Genomic DNA, 21451 nt, shown 5'->3' with positions numbered 1-21451 from the left:
AGCCGATGTTTCAACGGTGCGTGCGGTACGGCTCGTCCTCCGGGACGAAGATGTGTTCTTCCTTGGCTTCCCGCATCCACGCCTGCATCGCGGGCAAGGACTGCACGGCCTCCATATAGTCCCGCACCGGACCCGCCGCCGCCACGCCGTACGTCACGAAGCGCGACACGACCGGCGCGAAGAACGCATCGGCGACGCTGAACGCGCCGAACAGGAAGGGTCCGCCGCTGCCGAACTCGGCGCGCGTGTCCTGCCAGATCGCCTGTACGCGCGAGATATCCTGCTGCGCTTCAGCCGGCACGGCAATGCCCGGCAGATGGGCCTCGATGTTCATCGGCAGGGCATTGCGCAGATGCGGAAAGCCGCTGTGCATCTGCGCCGCCAGCGAACGCGCGCGGGCGCGCGCCCGGCTATCGGCCGGCCAGAGCTGCGCTTGCGGATTCCGTTCGGCGACGTACTCGCAGATCGCCAGCGAATCCCAGACCGCGAAGTCGCCATCGAGCAGCACGGGCACCGTGCCGGATGGCGTAAGCGGCGCCAGGCGCTCGACGAAGGCCGGGCTGAACAGGGTCAGCTTTTCCTCGCGGAACGGAATGCCGGCGGCGCTCAGCGCCAGCCAGGCCCGCAAGGACCACGACGAGTAATTCTTGTTGCCGATCAACAGGGTATACATCATTGCTCCACGTTCGTCCGGTATCCGTTTTACTTTGCCTTCTTGCGCAGCGCTGCGGGCGGGTCCTCGTCCGCCAGGCGCGCTTGCAGCACGCGTTGCAGGTAGCGGCCGGTATGGCTTTCGACCACGCCTGCAACCGTTTCGGGAGTGCCCTCGGCGACCACGCGGCCGCCGCCATCACCGCCTTCGGGTCCCATGTCGACGATCCAGTCGGCGGTCTTGATGACATCCAGATTGTGCTCGATGACCAGCACCGTATTGCCGGCTTCCACCAGCTGGTTCAGGACCTCGAGCAGCAATTCGATATCGCGGAAATGCAGGCCCGTGGTGGGTTCGTCAAGGATATACAGCGTGCGGCCGGTGCTGCGGCGCGACAACTCAAGCGAGAGCTTCACGCGTTGCGCCTCGCCGCCCGACAGGGTGGTGGCGCTCTGCCCCAGGCGCAGGTACGACAGGCCCACGTCCATCAGCGTGTGCAGCTTGCGCGAGATGGCCGGCACCGAGTCGAAATACTCCAGGGCCTGCTCGACAGTCAGGTCCAGCACCTCGCTGATGTTGCGGCCGCGATAGCGGATCTCCAGCGTTTCGCGGTTGTAGCGCTTGCCCTGGCACACGTCGCAGGGTACGTACATGTCGGGCAGGAAGTGCATCTCCACTTTCACCACGCCATCGCCCTGGCAGGCCTCGCAGCGGCCGCCCTTGACGTTGAAGCTGAAGCGGCCCGGGTCGTAGCCGCGCGTGCGGGCTTCCGGCACGCCGGCGAACAATTCGCGGATGGGCGTGAACAGGCCGGTATAGGTCGCCGGGTTGCTGCGCGGCGTGCGGCCGATGGCGCTCTGGTCGACCGTGATGATCTTGTCGAAATGCTCCAGGCCTTCCAACGCCACATACGGCGCCGGCTCGCTCTGCGCATGGTGCAACTGGCGCGACACGGCCACCGCCAGGGTGTCGTTGACCAGCGTCGACTTGCCGGAACCCGACACGCCCGTCACGCACACCAGGCGGCCGGCAGGGATGCGCAGGTCCACGTCCTTAAGGTTATTGCCGCTGGCGCCGCGCACCACCAGCCAGGGCAGGCTGTCCTCGACCGGCCGGCGCTGCGGCAGTGCGATGGCGCGGCGGCCGCTCAGGTACTGGCCGGTCAGCGAATGCGGATCTTCCTGCACCTGCGCCGGCGTGCCCTGCGCGACCACCTGGCCGCCGTGCTCGCCCGCGCCCGGCCCCATATCCACCACCCAATCGGCAGACCGGATCATGTCCTCGTCGTGCTCGACCACGATGACGCTGTTGCCCAGGTCGCGCAGGTGCTGCAGCGTGCCGATGAGCCTGTCGTTGTCGCGCTGGTGCAGCCCGATGGAGGGTTCATCCAGCACATACATCACGCCCGTGAGCCCCGAGCCGATCTGGCTGGCCAAGCGGATACGCTGCGCTTCGCCGCCGGAAATCGTGTCCGCGCTGCGGTCCAGCGACAGATAGTTCAACCCCACGTTGTTCAGGAAACTCAGCCGTGCCTCGATCTCGCGCACGATGCGCTGGGCGATCTCCTGCTTGGCGCCGGCCAGGGTCAGGTCCTGGAACCAGTCCAGGCAGTCGGACAGCGGCATGCCTTCCACCTCGTAGATCGCCAGGCCGCGGCGTTCGCTCTCGTCGCGCTTCTCCGTGCCGATCAGCACGTGGCGCGCTTCGGCGCGCAGGCGCGATCCCTTGCAGTCCGGGCAGCTCTTGATATTGCGGTACTTGCCCAGCTCTTCGCGCACGGTGGCCGAATCGGTTTCCTTCCAGCGGCGCTCCAGGTTCGGAATCACCCCTTCGAAAACGTGCCGCTTCACCGTGCTGCGGCCTTTCTCGTTCAAATAGACGAAGGCGATTTCCTCGTCGCCCGAGCCGTAAAGCACCTTGTTGCGCAGCGACTCCGGCAGGCTTTCGAAGGGCGCCTCGATATCGAAATCGTAGTGCGCCGCCAGGCTGGTCAGCAGGGAATGCGTGAAGGCATTGCGGCGGTCCCAGCCGCGGATCGCGCCGGCCGCCAGGCTGAGCTCCGGAAACTGCACCACGCGCTTGGGATCGAAGAACCCCACCTGGCCGATACCGTCGCAGGTCGGGCAGGCGCCCATCGGATTGTTGAAGCTGAACAGGCGCGGCTCCAGTTCCGGGAGGCTATGGCTGCACACCGGGCAGGCGTAGCGGCTGGAGAAGACCTGCTCGCGCTCCGCATCCATGTCCAGGGCCACCACGCGGCCGTCGGCCAGCGTCAGCGCCGTCTCGAAGCTTTCCGCCAGGCGTTGTCCGCTTTCCGGGCGCACCCGCAGGCGGTCGATCACCACGTCGATGTCGTGCTTTTCCGTTTTCTTCAGCGGCGGCATATTGTCGAGTTCGACCATCTGCCCATCCACGCGCAGGCGCACATAGCCCTGCGCCTGCAGGCTGGCGCATTCGTCCTCGAAACTGCCCTTGCGGCCACGCGCCAGCGGCGCCAGGATGGCCAGCCGCGTATCGGCGGACCAGCCCAGCACGGCATCCACCATCTGGCTGACGCTCTGCGCCTGCAAGGGCAGGCCGTGGTCCGGGCAATACGGCGTGCCCACGCGGGCGAACAGCAGGCGCAGGTAGTCGTGGATCTCGGTGATGGTGCCCACCGTCGAGCGCGGGTTGTGGCCCGCGGCTTTCTGCTCGATGGAAATCGCCGGCGACAGGCCCTCTATGAGGTCGACATCCGGCTTGTCCATCAGTTGCAGGAACTGGCGCGCATAAGCCGACAGGCTTTCAACGTATCGACGTTGGCCTTCGGCGTACAAGGTGTCGAAGGCCAGGGAGGACTTGCCCGAACCGGACAGGCCGGTCATGACGACCAGCTTCTGCCGGGGCAGATCCAGCGAGACGTTTTTGAGATTGTGGGTGCGTGCACCCCGAATGCGTATCGCTTCCATCGGGTTTAAGCAGTTCCAAAGGCCAACTTGGTACTATAGCGCGCCGAATTCCTTCCCGTACGGGGCATGCCAGGCGCGCGCCCAACCCCGCACCCACACGACATCCCCGCATGCCGTCCCAACCCAGACTTCAGCTCACCCCCACCGAACGTCGTACCAGCATCGCCTTGGCGGGTTTGTTTGCCTGCCGCATGCTGGGGCTTTTCCTGCTTTTGCCCGTCTTTGCCGTGGCGGCGCACGGTTTGCCGGGCGGCACGGACCCGGCCAAGGTCGGGCTCGCCATGGGCATATACGGGCTGACGCAGGCCTTTTTGCAGATTCCCTTCGGCCTGGCGTCGGACCGCTGGGGCCGCCGTCCCGTGGTGCTGTTCGGGCTGGTGCTGTTCGTGATCGGCAGCGTGATCTGCGCGTTGTCGCCGGATGTCTTCTGGATCACCATCGGGCGCGCGGTGCAGGGGGCAGGGGCCATTTCCGCCGCCGTCACGGCCTGGCTGGCGGATGCCACGCGGGACGAGGTGCGCACGCGCGCCATGGCCATGGTCGGCGCGTCCATCGGCGTGTCCTTTGCCGTATCGCTGGTCGCCGCGCCCGTGCTGGTGGGCTGGTGGGGCCTGCCGGGACTGTTCTGGACCATTGCGTGCCTGGGCCTGCTGAGCCTGGCCGTCGCGCGCTGGTGGGTGCCGGTGGCGCCGCACGGGGGCGACCGCGACATGCGGGGCGCCAGGCCCATGCAGGTGCTGCTGCATGGCGACCTGCTGCGGCTGAATTTCGGGGTGTTTTGCCTGCACCTGATCCAGGTATCGCTGTTCGTCGTCGTCCCGGCGATGCTGGCCCGGCTGCGTGGGTTGAACGCGGATCAGCTGTGGGAAGTTTATCTGCCGGTGATCGTGGCGTCGTTCGTCTTCATGGTGCCGGTGGTGTTCGTGGCAGAGAAGCGGCGCGCGCATCGCGGGGCGCTGCGGGCCGCCGTGGCGGGGTTGATCGTGGTGCTGGGGCTGATGGCCTGGGGCCAGGCAAGCTTCGAGGCCATGGTGATCCTGCTGACCGGGTTTTTCGTGATGTTCAATGTGCTGGAGGCGCTGCAGCCGTCGCTGGTGTCGCGGGTGGCGCCTGCCGGGTACAAGGGGCTGGCGCTGGGGTTCTATAACACCTCGCAGGCGGCGGGATTGTTCTGCGGCGGCGCGGTGGGGGGTGTGCTGGCGGCGCATGCCGGGCCGGGTGCGGTGTTTCTGGCGGTGGCGGGGTTGTCGGTGCTGTGGCTGGCGACCAGTTGGGGCATGAAGCCCTTGCCTTGAGGGGCGCGGTTGGCGGCGGTCCGGATCTGGCCGGCGGATCGGTTGCCGAAGGCCGACGTCTTGGCGCGCCGGGTGGCGGGTAGGGGCTGCGCAGGCGCGGGCTGAAGAGGTTTATGGGGCCGCAATGGGGCCGCACAAGGCCCGGATGTGCTCCGGCGGCGGCCGGCCCTGCAGGGGCCCTTGCATGAGCCTAACGGCCCTTCACGGCCCCGCGCCGTTCAAGGGACAAATCCATCCGGGAATCGGCTTGGTAGGCTCGGCGTTATCGCTGATAATGACGGTTAATCTTGAAGGGAAATCAGCATGGCATCGGTCAATAAAGTCATCCTCGTCGGCAACCTCGGGCGCGATCCCGAAGTGCGCTACAGCCCCGAAGGCAGCGCAATTTGCAACCTGTCCCTGGCCACCACCTCGCAGTGGAAGGACAAGGCATCCGGCGAAAAGCGCGAGGAAACCGAATGGCACCGCGTCGTCATGTACAACCGCCTGGCCGAGATCGCCGGTGAGTACCTGAAGAAGGGGCGCTCGGTGTATATCGAAGGCCGCCTGAAGACTCGTAAATGGCAGGACAAGGATACGGGTGCTGATCGCTACAGCACCGAGATCGTTGCCGACCAGATGCAGATGTTGGGCGGACGTGAAGGCGGCGGCGAAGGCGGGTATGGCGGCGGTGGCGGCGGCGGGTATGAGGATGCGCCGCAGCAGCGTCCGGCACGGCAGCAGCAACAGCGACCCGCGCCGCAGCGGCCGGCGAGTCAGCCGGCTGGCGGTGGCGGCGGTGGCGCGGCGAATTTGACGGATATGGATGACGATATTCCGTTCTAAGGCGTGGGTTGTAGAAGCGCCTGAAAGGGAACAGAAGCAGGGAAAGAGAAGCGGGGCCAGTAACTTGGCTCCGCTTTTTATTGTGCGTGGAATGCCGGGAAGGGGCCGGGATCGATCACTCGCTTCGATGTCCGAAAACGGTCAACAGACTTAAGCGGCGATGTGACCTACGCCTGGGCCGGGCGTACTCCGAACTGGGCCGTGTCGCCCTCGATGAACATCAAATGCCTTCAAGCCGCCATCCCGCTTCCGCCTTGCGCACGACGTCGCCGACCCAGTCCACGAACGCACGCACGGTCGGTGAGAGATGCCGGTTCCTGGGGTACAGCACCGACAGCGGCGCAGCGGGCGCCGCGTAGTCGGCCAACACGCGCCGCAAGCGCCCGCTGGCCAGGTGCTGCTGCACCATATAGCTGCCCGGCCGTATTAGCCCCAAGCCTTCCAGGCCGCATGTCACGTACGCATCGGTATCGTTGACAATAAGTCGTTCGCGCATCCTGATCGAACGGTTCTCGCCGTTCACGACGAAGTTCCACTCCAGGGATCGCCCCGTCCGACTCCACAGGTAGCCTACGGCATGGTGGTCCGCCAGGTCCTCCAGCGATGTCGGCGTGCCATGATGCTCAAGGTATTCCGGCGAGGCGCAGGTTACCCAGTCGAATGCGCCGATGCGCTTTGCGACGAGCGTGGGCGAGTCTTCGGGAGTGCCGGCCCGGATAACGCAATCGACACCTTCCTGGACCAGCTCGACGGTTCGGTCGGACATCGTCAACGTGAGCTCGACGTCGGGGAAGCGCGATTGGAAGTCCTTGATGGAAGGCAGGACCACCAGACGTGCAAGGGAGAGTGTCATGTCGACGCGCAGGCGACCGCGCGGCTGTCCGGCGCTCCCGGGGAAGCTGGCCTCGACTGCTTCGATGTCGGCTAGCAACCTGCGGCAGTGGTCGTAGTACAGCGTGCCGTCTGCCGTCAGGCTGATGTGGCGCGTGGTTCGCTGCAGCAGGCGCACGCCCAGGAACGCCTCCAGTTCCTTCACCGCGCGCGTTACCCGCGAAGGCGGCAGAGAAAGGCTTTCGGCGGCTCGGCTGAAGCTCTGCATGTCGACGACGCGGGCGAAGATCTGCATCCATTGCAGGCGGTTCAACGGTCATTTCCTTAATGGCGAATCTATTGCAAGAAAGGCAATAAATCGTTGCATCTGACGATGAGGATCATCGCGCCATGAAGCGAAAGTTCTCTAACGGCTTCTAGAGGCACAACGGACCGCCCTCTGCTACCTGGGCATGTATTTTTCCAAGAAAGGCAATAATCATAGCCAATTTTGGGGCTGGATAGTCATGCGCCGCAAGCTCAGACTGCGGGCTGCATAACTATCGTCAAGCACGTCCCATGAACCTCCCCAACGAGCATTCGCCGGCCGCCCAGGCGGCCGCAATCGCGCCGATCGGCCCGCGCCGTGCCGGCAACGGGGGCCGATCGTGAACATCTCGAAGTTCTTCATCGACCGGCCCATCTTCGCCAGCGTGCTGTCCGCGCTGATCCTGCTGGCCGGCATCGTGGCGGGACTCAATATGCCCGTGTCGGAATATCCGCAGGTCATTCCGCCTTCGGTTGTCGTCCATGCCCAATATCCCGGCGCCAATGCGAAAACCATTGCCGAGACCGTCGCGGCGCCGTTGGAGCAGGCCATCAATGGAGTCGAGGGCATGCTCTACATGGAGTCGAAGGCAAGCGGCGACGGCCACCTATATCTGACGGTGACCTTCAAGCTGGGCACCGATCCGAACATCGCCCAGCAGTTCGTGCAGAACCGCGTGTCGCAAGCACAACCGCGGCTGCCCGAGGATGTGCAGCGCCTGGGCGTAACGGCGATCAAGAGTTCTCCCGTCATCAGCATTACCGTGCACATGGTGTCTCCGAGGGGCACCTATGACGGCAACTACCTTAGCAACTACGCCATCCTGCACGTGAAGGATCGCCTGGCCCGCATAGCAGGCGTAGGCGACGTCGCGCCGTGGGGGCCTGGCGGCTATGCCATGCGTGTCTGGCTGGATCCCGCCGCCATGGCTGAGCGGGGCTTGAGCACGAGCGACGTCGCCGGCGCCATCCGGCGCCAGAACATCCAGGCCGCGGTTGGAACCATCGGCAGTTCGCCATCGTCTGCCGAGACGGCCTTCCAGTTGAACGTCAACGCCGACGGCCGCCTGAAGTCGGCAGAGGAGTTCAGGCGTATCGTCATCAAGTCCGATGCCAAGGGAGCGATTACCCGCCTGGGCGATGTGGCGCGGGTCGAACTGGGCGCCGAAGACTACGGCCTGCGCGCCACGCTGAACAACGAACCCGCCATCGCGTTGGCGGTGCAGGAATCGCCGGGCGCGAACTCGCTTCAGATTTCCCGCGAGGTGCATCGGGTGATGAAGGAGCTGGAGAAGGATTTTCCGCAAGACCTCGCCTATCGCGTTGTGTATGAACCCACCCGGGCGGTGCAGGCCGGCATCGATGCAGTCGTCCAAACCCTGCTTGAATCCGTGGCGCTGGTCGTGCTGGTCGTGTTCCTCTTCCTGCAGACCTGGCGCGCCTCGATCATTCCGCTGCTGGCGGTGCCCGTGTCGATCGTCGGCACCTTCACCTTCCTGTACCTGGCGGGGTACTCCATCAACACGCTGTCGCTGTTCGGCCTGGTGCTTTCCATCGGCATCGTCGTCGATGACGCCATTGTCGTCGTCGAGAACGTCGAGCGAAACATCGCGCGGGGCCTGAGCCCTCGCGAGGCAACGTACAGGGCTATGCGGGAGGTGAGCGGGCCGATCATCGCCATTGCGCTCACGTTATCCGCCGTCTTCCTGCCGCTGGCCTTCCTTAGCGGCCTGACCGGGGAGTTCTACAAGCAGTTCGCGGTCACCATCGCCGTCTCCACGCTGATCTCGGCGGTGAATTCACTGACGTTGTCGCCGGCCCTGGCCGCCTTGTTGTTGAAGGCCCATGGCGCCGCTCCCGACGCGGTCACCCGGGTGACGCAGAAGGTGTTCGGCCGCTTCTTCGGGCGCTTCAACCGTGCGTTCGATAGAGCCTCCGAAGGATACGGAGTAAGGCTTGCAGGCCTGCTGAAGCACAAGGGCGCCTTGCTGGCCGTGTACGCGGGCCTGCTCGCCGCTACCTGGTGGCTGACGGGCCATGTTCCGGGCGGCTTCGTTCCGGCACAGGACAAGGAGTATGTCGTCAGCCTGGCCCAGTTGCCCGAGGGCTCGACGCTGGACCGCACCGAAGCGACGATGAAGCAGATGAATGATGCCGCGCTGAAGCATCCAGGCGTCGCCGAAACCGTGACCTATAGCGGCCTGTCGATCAACGGGGTTACGAAGAGTTCGAGCACCGCCCTGACTTTCGTGCTGCTGAAGCCGTTCAAGGACCGCCGGGGAATTACGGCCGACCAGGTTGTGGCCGACCTGAATCGTGAATACGCCGGCATACGCCAGGCGTTCACCGCGGTGTTTCCCGCGCCGCCGGTATACGGCTTGGGTACGACGGGCGGTTTCAAGCTGCAGATCGAGGATCGGGCGGACCGGGGCTACGACGAGCTCTACAAGGCGACCCAGGCCTTCATCCGGAGGGCGTCTGAAGCGCCGGAGCTTGGCCCGCTCTTTTCGACATACACCGTGAACGTTCCCCAGTTGAAGGTCGACGTCGACCGTGAGAAGGCGCAGCAGTTGGGCGTGGATACGCTGGCCGTGTTCAACACGCTGCAGGCCTTCCTGGGTTCGTATTACGTGAACGACTTCAACTTCCTCGGCCGCGTGTACCAAGTGCGGATGCAGGCCGACAGCAAATTCCGCTCGGCGCCGGACGATATCGGACAGCTGCATGTTCGCAACGAGTCCGGCAGGATGGTGCCGCTCGGTTCATTGCTGAAGGTCAACCAGACCTACGGCCCCGACCAGGTCGTCCGCTACAACGGTTTCACGGCCGCCGACCTTAGCGGAAGCCCCGCGTCAGGCTATTCGTCGGACCAGGCGATGGCGGCCATCGAACGAATCGCCGCCGAGACCTTGCCGTCCGGGATGGGGTACGAGTGGACGGACCTGACCTACCAACAGATCATCGCGGGCAACTCGGCGGTCTGGATTCTTCCGCTGTGCGTCCTGCTGGTTTTCCTGGTCCTGGCAGCGCAGTACGAAAGCGTGACGCTTCCCCTGGCCGTCATCCTCATCATCCCGATGAGCATCTTCTCGGCGCTGCTTGGCGTGTGGCTGACGAAAGGAGATAACAACATCTTCACGCAGATCGGTCTCATCGTGCTGGTTGGCCTTGCATCGAAGAACGCCATCCTGATCGTGGAATTCGCGCGCGAGCTGGAGATCGCCGGCATGCCCACGCTGAAAGCGGTCATCGAGGCCGCACGCCTGCGCCTGAGGCCCATCCTGATGACCTCGATGGCCTTCATCATGGGTGTGATTCCCCTGGTCCTGTCGGTGGGCGCGGGCTCGGAGATGCGGCACGCAATGGGCGTTTCGGTGTTCTTCGGCATGTTGGGCGTAACGCTGTTCGGCCTGTTCCTGACGCCGCTGTTCTACGTGCTTGTGCGCGCGTTGGGCAACGGCAAGCCGTTGCACTCTGCCGCGCATCATGCGGCACCGGTGCCCGTTGAAGGCGGTGCTGAGCCAGAGCAGCAGAAGGACAGGTCATGACCTCTCCGGTTTCCGATCTGTTCAAGCCGCTGACGCTCTTGCATGGCCCGGCAATGAGGAATCGTTTCGTCTTGGCTCCGCTTACGAACCAGCAAAGCGAGCACGACGGCTCCGCGTCCCAATTCGATCTGGATTGGATCGGCCAGGTTGCACAGGGCGGCTACGCATTGGTCACCACCGCCGCCGCGCACGTCGAGGCAGGCGGCATCGCCTTCGCCAGGCAGATGGGCATACACGACGACGCGCATCTGCCTGGCCTGGCCCGCATGGCCACGTCGATCCGGGAGGGCGGGGGCCTGTCGGCGGTGCAACTGCATCACGCCGGACACCGGGCGCGCCCGGAATCGGGGGGAATTCCATCTCCCGCTTCCCGCTTCACCTTGCCCGGTATCCAGGCGCTGACGACGGAGCAGGTGGAGCGAATCCGCGACAGTTTCATTGCCGCCGCGATGAGGGCGGAACGCGCGGGATTCGACGGCGTCGCCATCCATGGAGCCTTCGGATGGATATTGTCCGAGTTCATGTCTCCGCTTCTGAACGATCGTACGGATAAGTATGGCGGCAGCCTGGAAAAGCGGGCGCGCTTCACCATCGAGGTCATCGAAGGCATCCGCCGTTGCTGCGGGCCTGACTTCCAGATCGGCTGGCGCCTGTCGGTCGAGCGTTATGGGCTGCGGCTGGAAGAACTGCGTGAAGTCACTGCCGGCATACTCGATCGGGAGCTGATCGACTATCTGGACCTGGCCCTGTGGGATTCCGCGCAGATCGTGCGAGATGGGACGTACAAGGGGCGGACCCTGCTGAGTATTTTCACGACCATTCCCCGCAAGGGTGTGCGTGTCGGCACCGCCGGCAGGATCATGAGCGCCCAGCGTGCGGCGCAGTTGCTGGAAGAGGGCTGCGACTTCGTGCTGATTGGCCGCGCAGGCATTCTTCAACGGGATTTCCCGTTGCAAGTGCAAGCCGACCCGTTCTATGACAGCCCAAGGCTTCCCGTGACTGCTCAATACCTGCGCTCGGGCGGGTTGAGCGAGCGCTTCATCACCCACATGCGTGGCTGGCAGAACTTCGTCTTGCCAGGATCCCCTTAAGCCGCCATCGCGCGACCCTTCCTTGGCCTGTGGCCTTCCAATCGTCCCGATATCCCGGATACCCCGGATCCCAGGAGAAATCATGTCCCACCCCAAGCCCGAAAACCAGCCGGCGTCCTACACGCCACCCAAGGTCTGGACGCCGAAGGCCGCCCGTGGCGGCGCGTTCGCCAGCATCAATCGTCCGGATTCGGGGCCTCGATTCACGCAGGCGTTGCCGGTGGGAAACCATCCGTTGCAGCTCTATTCGCAGGGAACGCCCAACGGTCAGAAGGTAACGATCCTGCTGGAGGAGTTGCTGGCGGCAGGGCACTCGGGTGCGGAGTACGACGCCTGGCTTATCGACATCTTCAAGGGCGACCAGTTCGGTAGCGGCTTCGTCGGCGTCAATCCCAATTCGAAGATCCCGGCGTTGGTGGACCACTCTACGGACCCCGCCACTCGCGTGTTCGAAAGCGGTTCGATCCTGGTCTACCTGGCCGAGCGGTTCGGTGCTTTCCTTCCTGCCGATGCTCGTGCGCGCACCGAGACAATCAATTGGCTGATGTGGCAGATGGGATCGGCTCCCTTCGTGGGTGGCGGACTGGGCCACTTCTACGCCTACGCGCCGTTCAAGATCGAGTATGCGATCGACCGTTACGCAATGGAGACCAAGCGGCAGCTGCACGTGCTCGACACGCACCTGGCGTCGCATGAATTCCTCGCGGGCGATGAATACACGATCGCGGACATGGCGGTGTGGCCGTGGCATCCCGGCAGTCTCTACGGCGTGTACAACGCACACGAGTTCCTTGCCGTAAAGGAATACACGCATCTGCTGCGCTGGTACAAGGCGATCGCCGCGCGCCCTGCGGTGGCGCGGGGCAGGGTCGTCAACCGTACGTCCGGTGCGCCAGGCGAGTTCCTGCGCGAACGCCACGCGGCAAGCGACTTCGAGTCCTTGTCGGGAACCAGATAGGCGCGCGTCCGCGGCTCATTCCATGCGGCTGCGTTGACCCGAACCCGAAACCGGTCCGTCTGAATCCACGCGGATCAGAGGTAGAAATTTCCGGCTCATTGGAGACAGCGTTTTGGCCCTCGGCCGAGCGCTGGCGCGCGTATTCGGCAGGTGCCTGCCACTTCAGCGCGGAGTGGGGACAAATCTCGTTATAGTGGGTCCGCCAAGCAATGAAGCGCCTTGCCAACACTTTTGGTGGGCATAACCGTTCTGAGGCGTGGATTGTATAAACGCCCGAAAGGGAAAGGGAAGCGGGGCCTGTAACCGGGCTCCGCTTTTTTGTACGTGCCGCGCCGGAAGGGGCGATCCCGGATCGATTGATCGCTTCGACGATCCGCGTGCTCGTGAACGTCGACCTCTTCATGCGGTAGAACTGCCCCAACAAGAAAATTCCATTTCGGGCTTCACCGCGTTCGCGGAGGCCTGCCGCATGGGCGATGCGGAGGCCAAGAAATTTCGGGTATGCAGGGTCGGAGGCTGTTCCTAAGATCGAAGCTTACGTGGCGGGATAACCAGAATTCCGATGTCCACGCTGTTCATTGATCAACGTAGTAAAGGTAAAGGCATTGCCGCACATTGATAACCAGGCCCTCCATGCAGGGACGCAGGGCAGGAAAGATACGCAAAGCTGGATGGCAGCTCAACAACGCTGGAAGAACGCGTATAACAAGGTGCGAGGTCAGTCTACGCCCCTCTTCAATGGGGACGATACTCCGCCGGGGAAGGTCGAAGAAGAGGCGCGCCTCGCCGTTGCGACAGAACTGCTCGACCACATAAGAAGATTCGAACCGTCCATCACCCAAACCCTCAGGAACATAGCCACGGAGCTGGGAGCTGAACTCTATGGGCTGCAGCATCGACTCAAAACCGCAAAGTCATTGGCTGACAAGCTGACAGCCTCCAGGCCTGACGAAATCAAGGACGCATTGCGTTATACGGTGGGCTTTCGCTATGGAGAAAAGGGCGAAGCCATCTCGATAGAACACCAGCAGGAATTCATTGAGAAAGTCACCTATACGTTCTACACATTGTCGCGTAGAGGGATCAAAGCTGTCCGCATAAAGAACACGTTCCACGACAGGCTCGGCTACAGGGGAATCAATGCCAATTTCCTGCTTCCCGATCGGTCCTCCCAATTTGAAATACAACTACATACGGCCCAGAGTTTCAGGCTCAAGTCCGCTGAGCACGGTCTCTACGAGGAAGCAAGAGCGATCGAGCGCGGGATCGAGTCAGGGGCATACGCCAAGAATGATGAAAGCGTCAGGACCAACCTATTGAAGCTTCAGGAGGCCCAGCGGAACGTGTACAAGCAAATTGCTACCCCGTTGGGCATCCACGAGTGGGTGCGATCCATAGGCGCAGAGAATCTGAACTTCGCGTGGGAGGGTATGGACTTCGAGACGTTCAGGAATAAAAGAAAGTTGTCACCCGCCGAGTATCGCTTCTTCACAGAGCGGGTAAAGACGAATTTGCGAAAGCTCCAAGCCATAGGCGCATGAGATGGACGGGAACTCCGCCCGCCTTGCAGGTATTCAGGAGACAGGCCGTCGGCGGATTCTGTAATGTTGCCGGGCGTAAGAGCCGTCGGGCAAGGGAAAATAAGGTGGAATACGGAAACGACTTCCATGTCCTGCGGCTCGTCCTATAAGCAGGCGGCGTTCCAGCATGTAAACGCAAGGCGCATCGCGGTGAACCATCCGGATGGTACTTGTACATAGCTGCCTTTTCGTGGTCGGTGCTTTTTGCACTGGCGAACGCGCTTGTCTTCTTGTGGAAGTATCCCCGTCATGGATGTTTCGAGTTCCACCGCGCTTACGGCCGCGCCCGTTTCCCTCCCACCCATTGATATCCCAGCCCCGGCATCAAACAGGGCTACGCCGCTGGCCTCCGGGCCATACGTCGACAACGCCGCGCTCTTGCCGGTGGGCCAGAATCCCCCTTTGCGCAGGCGGCAGCAATTGGCGCTTATCCTGGGCGGGAATGCGCTCGAGGAACTGGGCGGCACCCCAGCTTTGCACGCGCCTCGGGAGCTCGCGGCACTGGGCGAGCGGCTGATCCTGGAACACAGCCTGCACGGCGATGCCGATATTCGAACCGGCCTGCTCCTAGCCCTGGCCAACGTCGTCCAGCAGATGGACGGCCAAGCCCCGGCTTGCGGCGATTACAACGAACTTGCCGAGCAGCTCCATGCCTTCCTGAAAACCGAATTCAAGGACGAGTTTGCCGTCGCCCAGGCCGCCAAGGAACTGGCCTGCCTGTGCATGCCCACCCCCCGGGCGCTGGCGCGCGAGCTATCGGAACGGGTCGACCCGGATGCCGGGCTTTCCCAGCGCTTCGACAGGTATATCGAAGTGGCAGCCGACAAGACGGTTGAATTGGTCGATGCCTGGCTGTCCTGTATCGCCGCGCAACACGGGCTGGACCTCGGCACCGCATTGGTGGAGATCGCCACCGCCCGGCTGCGATACTACCGGCGCGAAGCCCAGGCATCGCCCGGCGCGGCCTTCATGTACGTCGACGTGGACGAGGCACCGGCCCCCGGCTATATCGCCACCCTCCATGCGTCGACCGGATTGCGCCATTTTTTCCTTTACGCTGGGGACGGCAGCGTGCTGCCTATGGTTAGCCGGGGCGCGGGTACACATGGCGCAGCCGCATATGAAGTTGCTGCACATGACGTAGCCGTATACGGCAGCGGTGCGACTGAGGGCATAGCGCATGGAAACACCGAAAGCGGCGGCGCGGCAAATGACAGCGCCGCAAACCATGCGATCAGCGAATGGCTGCAGCGCCATGCGCCCACTGTTTTCGGCCCCCTGGACACCGGGCGACGTCCCAGGGGACACGCCCGCGTGGTGCTGGAGCCCCTGGCTCAGGGCCGGTGCAATGAGCTCGCGCAGTGGCTTACACCCGTACTCCGCAGCTATTTCGATAAAGCATCCGGGGCCGCCCGCGGGGATATTCAGGCCGCGCAGCCGACAGACACTCCGCCGCATTTCATTCCGTTCCGGCGCGCGCTCATCGCCATGCAGAACGACGACATCGACGGCGCGCTGTCGTCCGGTGGCGTCGATGTCGTAGCCTTTAGCATCCCCATGCTGTGTTCCGCGCTGTGTCAGGCCGCGGATGCTGGACGGGCGACCGGGCCGCGGGCGCGTGCGCTCGGCGGCGAGGTCGCCGTGAATGTACGGCGCGGCGACCTGGCGGCCGCCGCCGGTCCGGCCGACCTGCGCACCGGCATCAGTGCCGTGCTACAGGCGGCGCTCAAGGCTGTGAATACCACTGTGAGTGATTGCTTCCCGCTCCCGCTGGATGTCGGCGCCGTGGCGGAAGCGCTGCGGCCGTGCTATCCCCAGCTGGCGTTCGCTTTGCAACAGGCTGCGCGCCGCGAGAGCGGTCCCAGCCTGGCCGACGGCTGGTGGCGCGTACCTGCCGGACGCAGTGCTACCGTATCCGGCGACGACGAAATCGAAGTGCCGACAACCGTCCAGGCCGAAAGCCGCGACGGAGGCACCATTGCACTGCGTCCTTATGGCGGCAGCGGTCGCGCCTATACCCGCATGGACCCCGACACCGGAGACGCCAAGGGCTATGTTCTACTGGCCGACCGCAACGGCGCGCTCTTTCCCTCGCTGCCCGTGGAGACGCTGCAACGCTATGGCATCGGCGATCCGCGCATGTTGAATGCGATCGGTACGCGCCAGCCGGCGGCCAACGGCACCATTACGCTGGACGACAGAACCTACGCGCGCATCGCCGATAGCTATGTGGAGATCGCCATCGAACATGCCGCCACTGCCGAGTGTCCTGTGTGGCGCGTGATCGGCCCACCGGGGGTACGACGCGACACCGTCACCCATCGCATCGCCTACAACAAGGCCGCGGGGCTATGGCGGCGGGCCGATCTGCCAGGCCTGAATGGCGGCAGCACGCGCGGTGGCGGCACAAGCGCGTTGTCCGAATTGCGACACCGAAGCTCTACGCGAAGCATTTTCCACGATCTCTTGGCAAGCCGTATTCGCGGCAACGCTTCGCCTGGGCAGGTCCAGTCCTTTCGCCAGCTATTGGAAAAACTGCAGGCAAATCCGGGCGGGAAAGCCATCCTGCGCGCGATGCAAGCGCAGCATGAGCTGCTGGGCGAAGTGCCGGAGATCGAGCTACGCAGCGGTAACATTCCGGCGGCCCGCCTCTCCCGGTCTACCTGGTCGCTCGACCCGGATACATTGAACGCGGGGTCCATCGATGATGCGGTGCGGGAACTGGCCGCCGTCTACAACAACATGACCGGCGTACTGCGCGACGTAGACTGCTTCGCGGGATTGATTGCAAGCGGGAAACCTGAGCTCGATCCGCAGCTGGAGCAAGCCTGGCAACGTTGGCTGGCCCTTGATTGCGGCGAACCGCGCCGTCAGGCCATCGATAAATTGCGGCTGGACCTTCGAACAGCTCGCTGCTACGGCGGCATGGACAAGGACAAGTTACGGAGTCTGCTATCACTGGGCTACATCGACGATGAAGCGTCGCTTGGCCTGGACGTGCGGCTGCCTCCAGGATCCTTCACCGCCGTTCCACCGTTGCCCGACGAAGTCGAAGTGTTGGACGTCTCTTCCAACCCTATTCAGGAGTGGAGCAATCTTCCCCGTGGCCTGAAGGTTCTGATCGCCAGGAAGACCAGCGAGAGCGTGCTGGAACACTTGCACCTGACGCCCGGCTTGATAAAACTGGACGTATCGGACAATGCCCTGCATCAGTTTCCCGCAAGCTTGGGCGGGCTGCGCGGGCTCAAGCAGCTGCGAGCGAACGACAACTATCTTTCCGCATTGCCCGCTCTGCCTGGCACGATCGAAACACTGGTCCTGCGCCACAACCGTTTCCGGAACATTCCGGGGAACCTGCCCGAGAAGTTGAAGGAGCTCGATCTGCTGCGCAATCAGATAACCGGCGTGCAAGCGACCGACCTGCCTTCGTTCCTTGAAAGCTTGAATCTGTCTATCAATCGCCTGAGCGGCAGGATGGATCTATCGGGCACCAGGCTCAAGTCCGTGAACCTGAGCTTCAATGATGGCCTTACGGAGTTGCCCGTTTCGCCGCCGACGCTGACTTCCGTGGACGCCGAGGGGTGCGCACTGGAAACGCTGCCTGAAAACCTCCCTGGCCTGGAAAGACTCCATGTTCCATACAATCGCATACGGCGTTTGCCCCGTAACCTGCCCGGCACATTGCGGGATCTGCACCTGGCCCACAATCGGATAGAAAGCCTGCCGGACGACCTGGACCGGCTAACCCGCTGTGAAGTCTCGCTGGAAAACAATCCCGTTCTTTTCCGAAATCTTCCAAGCTTGGCGGAGGGCCGGCCAGCGCCGCGTATCCATTTCTCCATGCCGGGCGGCTGGTTGCCTGCGGCATCTGTTTCGAGCACGCTGGCGCAAGCGGTGGCGCACTGGCTGGGCCATGACAGCGCAGCCGCCGCCAACTGGGCGAATATAGGCGGGACGCTCGAAGGCGTCTCCGGCGACGCCCACGCGGCGCAGGCGTTCCGGCTCTTCCTGGACCGCCTGCGCGCCACCATCAGTTTCAAGAACTCCGATTTCCGCGCCGGCGTCCGGGAATGGCTCGTGGAATTGTCCCTGCCGGAAAGAAAATCGCTTCGGGAAAGCAGCATGCAGGTCTGCATCGGCGCGACTGAACGGTGCGAAGACTACGTCGCGCGAGTCCTGAACGATCTCAAGGAAGTTCGCCTGCATGACGACATTCGCCTGGGACGCTACGACGAACGTGTAGACGAGGCGCTCGATGCGATGCGCCAGATCTTCCGCAGGGCGCGCCTGCAAGATATCGCGTATCGCAAGATCAAATCGCTGCAGGCCGTGGACGACGTGGAAGTTTATCTGGCGTATGAGGTCAAGTTGCGCGAGCAGCTGGGACTTTCGACGGTCGTGCCCGACATGCGTTTCTTCAACGTGTCGTCGGTTGACTCGGAGGATCTGAAAGCGGCCCTGAAAGAGGCACGGGAAGCCGAACGCACTGGCTTCTATAAATATCTGGTCCTGGACGACACCTGGCACACCCTGCTCGAACGCAAGCTCGGCGCGCGCTATCGGGAAGCAGAAAGCCGGCTGGAAGGCCTGGTAAATGACGGGTCGTTGCAGGAAAGAATCCGCGCCGAAGTGCGAAAGAAAGGCCAGAATCCCGACAGTCCCCAAGCGCGACTCTATAACGATCCGAAACTGGAGCGCGCCATCTGGGACGAGATGCGGTACGACGTCCTGGAGCCGCTTACCCGCGATCTGCTCGCCAACGCCGGCGTGCCGCTGTCCGCGGACGGGGTCGCAGGTGCAAGCGCGGGCTTATATTGAGCGTGGAGGCAAGTTCCGCTGGCCGCCGCTTGTCGTTGAGATACTCTCCATGCGGTAGCGCGCTCTGACAATCCGAGACCGATACAGATAGAGGCTCCACAGGCCGGCGACAATGACCGAACGGAGCAGGGAAAACGGTGCACTGCTGTCCCAGACCTTCGCAAACGTCAAGTCGAGGGCAACGGCAGTTGCGGACAATATGACCAGGCCGGTTACGGGACCGCCTATCCATAGCGCGGAATAGAGCGCTTTGACCGTGAAGGGTCGTCGCCGCGCGAACAGCATGATCCCGGCGAGCAAACTGAGCAGGCATGAACACGCCAACACTATCGCAACGACCGATTTGAAGATCAACATCGATGGGTGTAGTTCGGCGATCGCACGAATCAGTCGCACGCCTTCGCTGCCTTGAAACAGAACCTGCATCAGCAGTTGTACGCCGAGCAACATTAGCCACGCATTCAGCGCGCCGGGGTCTGATTGCTCGTTTGCCGCCTCGACTGTGCTTTGTGCCATTCAGGTGTCTCGCTGTTTATTGGGCAACTTCTCTACGGCCGGGCAGGACGTTTCTTAAGCGCCTAGAGGCGCGCGGCCCGCGCCTCCCAGCCTGCACAGCGCACGTTTCCGCAACGAAGGTCACTCTCGATCGCCCCCTGATTCCAGGGAAGGAGCACGTTGTTTCCGCATTCGGAAACAACGTGCTCAATTTGCTCGCGAGCCCTATTTGTTTCCGAATAAAGAAACTATTGACTTCGCGCCCCGCTTCGCGCTATATATTTCTATATCTGGAAACTAAGGCTTCATAAGCCGCCTTCATATCTGTAAATAAGAGGAGCCTATGGCGCGCGCGCTTTCCCTACCGGGAGACCGGCCGAGCCCGCACGTTCATGACATGTCGACGCTCGGGGCGATCGTCCGGCATCGGCGCCTGGGGTTGGCCCTACGCATCGACGATGCGGCGCATGCATGCGGCGTGGCGCCTAGTGCGCTCTCACGCCTTGAGAACGGCGGTGCGGTCGGGTCCGACCGCCTGCTTCGCATCCTCGCTGGGTTGGGGCTGACGATGGCGGTCGTCCCGACTGATGAAACGGTGGTCCTGCAGCCAAACGCCCGGGCGCAGAGCTTCAGGACCTGGGGCCAAGCGGTAGACCATTTCGCGTCCTACGCTTCATCTTCCAAGGAGTCAGAGTAATGCCGCAGCATGTCCTGCACGTCTGCATGCAGCAGCGGCCGGTGGGGCAGCTTACGTTCGATCCACTCGAAAACCGTTACGGGTTTCGCTATTACCCATCTTGGACCGCAAGTCCGGACGCGTTCTACCTGTCTCCGGCTATCCCCTTCGACGCGGAACCGGATGGCCCCGGCTCCGTGCAACGTTTTTTAGGCAACCTTCTTCCGGAAGGTCGTGTCCTGGACATCGTGTCGACCAGCGAGCAGGTTTCCAAGAGCAATACCTTTGGGCTGATCCGTGCATTGGGAAAGGAACCGGTTGGGGCTTTCAGCTTCGTGGCGTTCAATGGCGACGAGGGACAGTTTGGCCGCCAGATCCGGGAACAAAAGCAAGAGCCAATTCGTCGTCCGGTCTCAGACGAGGAGCTGAGCGATCGTATCAAGAAGCGTGACCTGATTCCCTTTCCAATCTGGGACGGCAAGGTCCGACTGTCTCTTGCAGGCTATCAGGACAAGCTGCAGGTGCTGGTCGAAGGCGGCAATATTTCACTGGTTGATGGCGGTTTGAGCTCGTCCCATCTGCTCAAACCGGAATCCGTGAATGCCAACAGTCCACATCTGGTCGCCAATGAGCATTTCTGCATGACGCTGGCCCGCCAGATGGGGCTGCCTGTCGCGCCTGTCGCGATACGGCGCCTCGCCGACCCGATTCTGCTTATCGAACGGTTCGACCGGCAAGTCGTGTGGGATAAGGAGAGACCAAATACCGCAAAAGCTGTCTTGCGCCGGCATGTGATCGATGGATGCCAGGCACTGGACCTGCCTGTCGAGTACAAGTACGAGCGTAATCTCGGTCGTAATCGAGACGTGCGCGACATCCGGGAAGGCGTCAGTTTCGCTCGGCTATTCAGCTTGTTGGATAAGACCACTTCCGACAACAGGAAGGTGGTGAGCACCTCGGCAGTGGCACGCCGGTTCATGCTCCAATGGGCTGTATTGAACCTGCTGCTCGGCAACAGCGATGCGCACGGGAAGAACATATCGTTCTTCGTGCGACCAGCGGGGCTGGAGCCAGCGCCGCTCTATGACTTGGTCTCTGTTTGCATCTACGACGGGAACTCAATTTCCCACGAGCTTGCCATGGCCTATGGTGACGATTTCAAGATCGAGCAAATCACGCCATTCTCGCTTGCGGACTTTGCTTATCGAACCAAGACGCCGCCCGCACAGCTCGTGCGTGAGATACGTAGCTTGGCGTCATCGGCACTGAATCTGGCGCCACAGCTGGCCAAGTCCGACGTCTATGTTGGCGAAGAGAGGGACCTGGTGCATGACATCTCCAGCTTCATCGTGCGGCAAGCCGAACGCCTTATCGCCATGGCGCCTGAAATTCCGAAAGTCGACAAGAAACTGCTGCGGGATGAATGAC

General features: G+C 62.8%; 13 protein-coding genes. 9 read left to right on the top strand and 4 right to left on the bottom strand.

Annotated features, from left to right (window positions below; genetic code table 11):
- Nucleotides 1-10: 10 nt before the first annotated feature.
- On the bottom strand, nucleotides 11-673 hold the full coding sequence (locus BAU07_RS25465) for a glutathione S-transferase family protein (protein ID WP_066665741.1): 663 nt from the start codon (nucleotides 671-673) through the stop codon (nucleotides 11-13).
- A gap of 29 nt (nucleotides 674-702) precedes the next feature.
- On the bottom strand, nucleotides 703-3600 hold the full coding sequence (gene uvrA / locus BAU07_RS25460) for an excinuclease ABC subunit UvrA (protein WP_066664072.1): 2898 nt from the start codon (nucleotides 3598-3600) through the stop codon (nucleotides 703-705).
- A 110-nt stretch (nucleotides 3601-3710) separates the two neighbouring features.
- Here uvrA and BAU07_RS25455 point away from each other — a divergent pair, with 110 nt between their 5' ends.
- A complete protein-coding gene (locus tag BAU07_RS25455) occupies nucleotides 3711-4895 on the top strand; it encodes an MFS transporter (RefSeq protein ID WP_066664070.1) in 1185 nt (394 codons plus the stop codon).
- A gap of 303 nt (nucleotides 4896-5198) precedes the next feature.
- Nucleotides 5199-5720: a single-stranded DNA-binding protein gene (gene ssb, locus BAU07_RS25450; protein WP_066664068.1), complete on the top strand. Its 522-nt coding sequence runs from the start codon at nucleotides 5199-5201 to the stop codon at nucleotides 5718-5720.
- Between the two features lie 220 nt (nucleotides 5721-5940).
- On the opposite strand, the gene BAU07_RS25445 is transcribed toward ssb, so the two are convergent.
- Nucleotides 5941-6864, bottom strand: coding sequence for a LysR family transcriptional regulator (locus BAU07_RS25445; RefSeq protein ID WP_066664066.1), 924 nt, complete (start codon nucleotides 6862-6864; stop codon nucleotides 5941-5943).
- A 334-nt stretch (nucleotides 6865-7198) separates the two neighbouring features.
- Here BAU07_RS25445 and BAU07_RS25440 point away from each other — a divergent pair, with 334 nt between their 5' ends.
- The 5 genes from BAU07_RS25440 to BAU07_RS25420 all read left to right on the top strand — a co-directional run bounded on the left by BAU07_RS25440 (nucleotide 7199) and on the right by BAU07_RS25420 (nucleotide 18852).
- Nucleotides 7199-10405, top strand: coding sequence for an efflux RND transporter permease subunit (locus BAU07_RS25440; protein WP_066664058.1), 3207 nt, complete (start codon nucleotides 7199-7201; stop codon nucleotides 10403-10405).
- Nucleotides 10402-11496 carry an NADH:flavin oxidoreductase gene (locus BAU07_RS25435; protein WP_084025995.1) on the top strand — a complete coding sequence of 365 codons (1095 nt, stop codon included), beginning with the start codon at nucleotides 10402-10404 and terminating at the stop codon, nucleotides 11494-11496. Before BAU07_RS25440 ends, BAU07_RS25435 begins: the two co-directional genes overlap by 4 nt.
- An 82-nt stretch (nucleotides 11497-11578) precedes the next feature.
- The gene (yghU, locus tag BAU07_RS25430; RefSeq protein WP_066664052.1) at nucleotides 11579-12454 is read left to right on the top strand and encodes a glutathione-dependent disulfide-bond oxidoreductase; all 876 of its coding nucleotides are present in this window, start codon (nucleotides 11579-11581) and stop codon (nucleotides 12452-12454) included.
- A 671-nt stretch (nucleotides 12455-13125) separates the two neighbouring features.
- The gene (locus tag BAU07_RS25425; protein WP_066664049.1) at nucleotides 13126-13995 is read left to right on the top strand and encodes a hypothetical protein; all 870 of its coding nucleotides are present in this window, start codon (nucleotides 13126-13128) and stop codon (nucleotides 13993-13995) included.
- A gap of 852 nt (nucleotides 13996-14847) precedes the next feature.
- On the top strand, nucleotides 14848-18852 hold the full coding sequence (locus BAU07_RS25420) for an NEL-type E3 ubiquitin ligase domain-containing protein (RefSeq protein ID WP_198168851.1): 4005 nt from the start codon (nucleotides 14848-14850) through the stop codon (nucleotides 18850-18852).
- Here BAU07_RS25420 and BAU07_RS25415 read toward each other — a convergent pair.
- The gene (locus BAU07_RS25415) at nucleotides 18844-19368 is read right to left on the bottom strand and encodes a DUF2569 family protein (protein WP_157122446.1); all 525 of its coding nucleotides are present in this window, start codon (nucleotides 19366-19368) and stop codon (nucleotides 18844-18846) included. The genes BAU07_RS25420 and BAU07_RS25415 overlap by 9 nt on opposite strands.
- Nucleotides 19369-19690: 322 nt before the next feature.
- Here BAU07_RS25415 and BAU07_RS25410 point away from each other — a divergent pair, with 322 nt between their 5' ends.
- Together BAU07_RS25410 and BAU07_RS25405 are read left to right on the top strand one after the other, a co-directional pair.
- A complete protein-coding gene (locus BAU07_RS25410; protein WP_066664041.1) occupies nucleotides 19691-20044 on the top strand; it encodes a helix-turn-helix domain-containing protein in 354 nt (117 codons plus the stop codon).
- Nucleotides 20044-21450 (top strand): HipA domain-containing protein, encoded by a 1407-nt coding sequence (locus tag BAU07_RS25405; protein WP_066664040.1) that lies wholly within the window; start codon nucleotides 20044-20046, stop codon nucleotides 21448-21450. The genes BAU07_RS25410 and BAU07_RS25405 overlap by 1 nt, the downstream gene beginning before the upstream one ends.
- The last annotated feature ends 1 nt before the right edge of the window (nucleotide 21451 follow it).

This window comes from Bordetella flabilis (assembly GCF_001676725.1).
In the GTDB taxonomy this organism is placed as follows: domain Bacteria; phylum Pseudomonadota; class Gammaproteobacteria; order Burkholderiales; family Burkholderiaceae_B; genus Bordetella_C; species Bordetella_C flabilis.
Note: the sequence above shows the minus strand (reverse complement) of the source record. Positions and strands in the feature narration are given on the sequence as shown.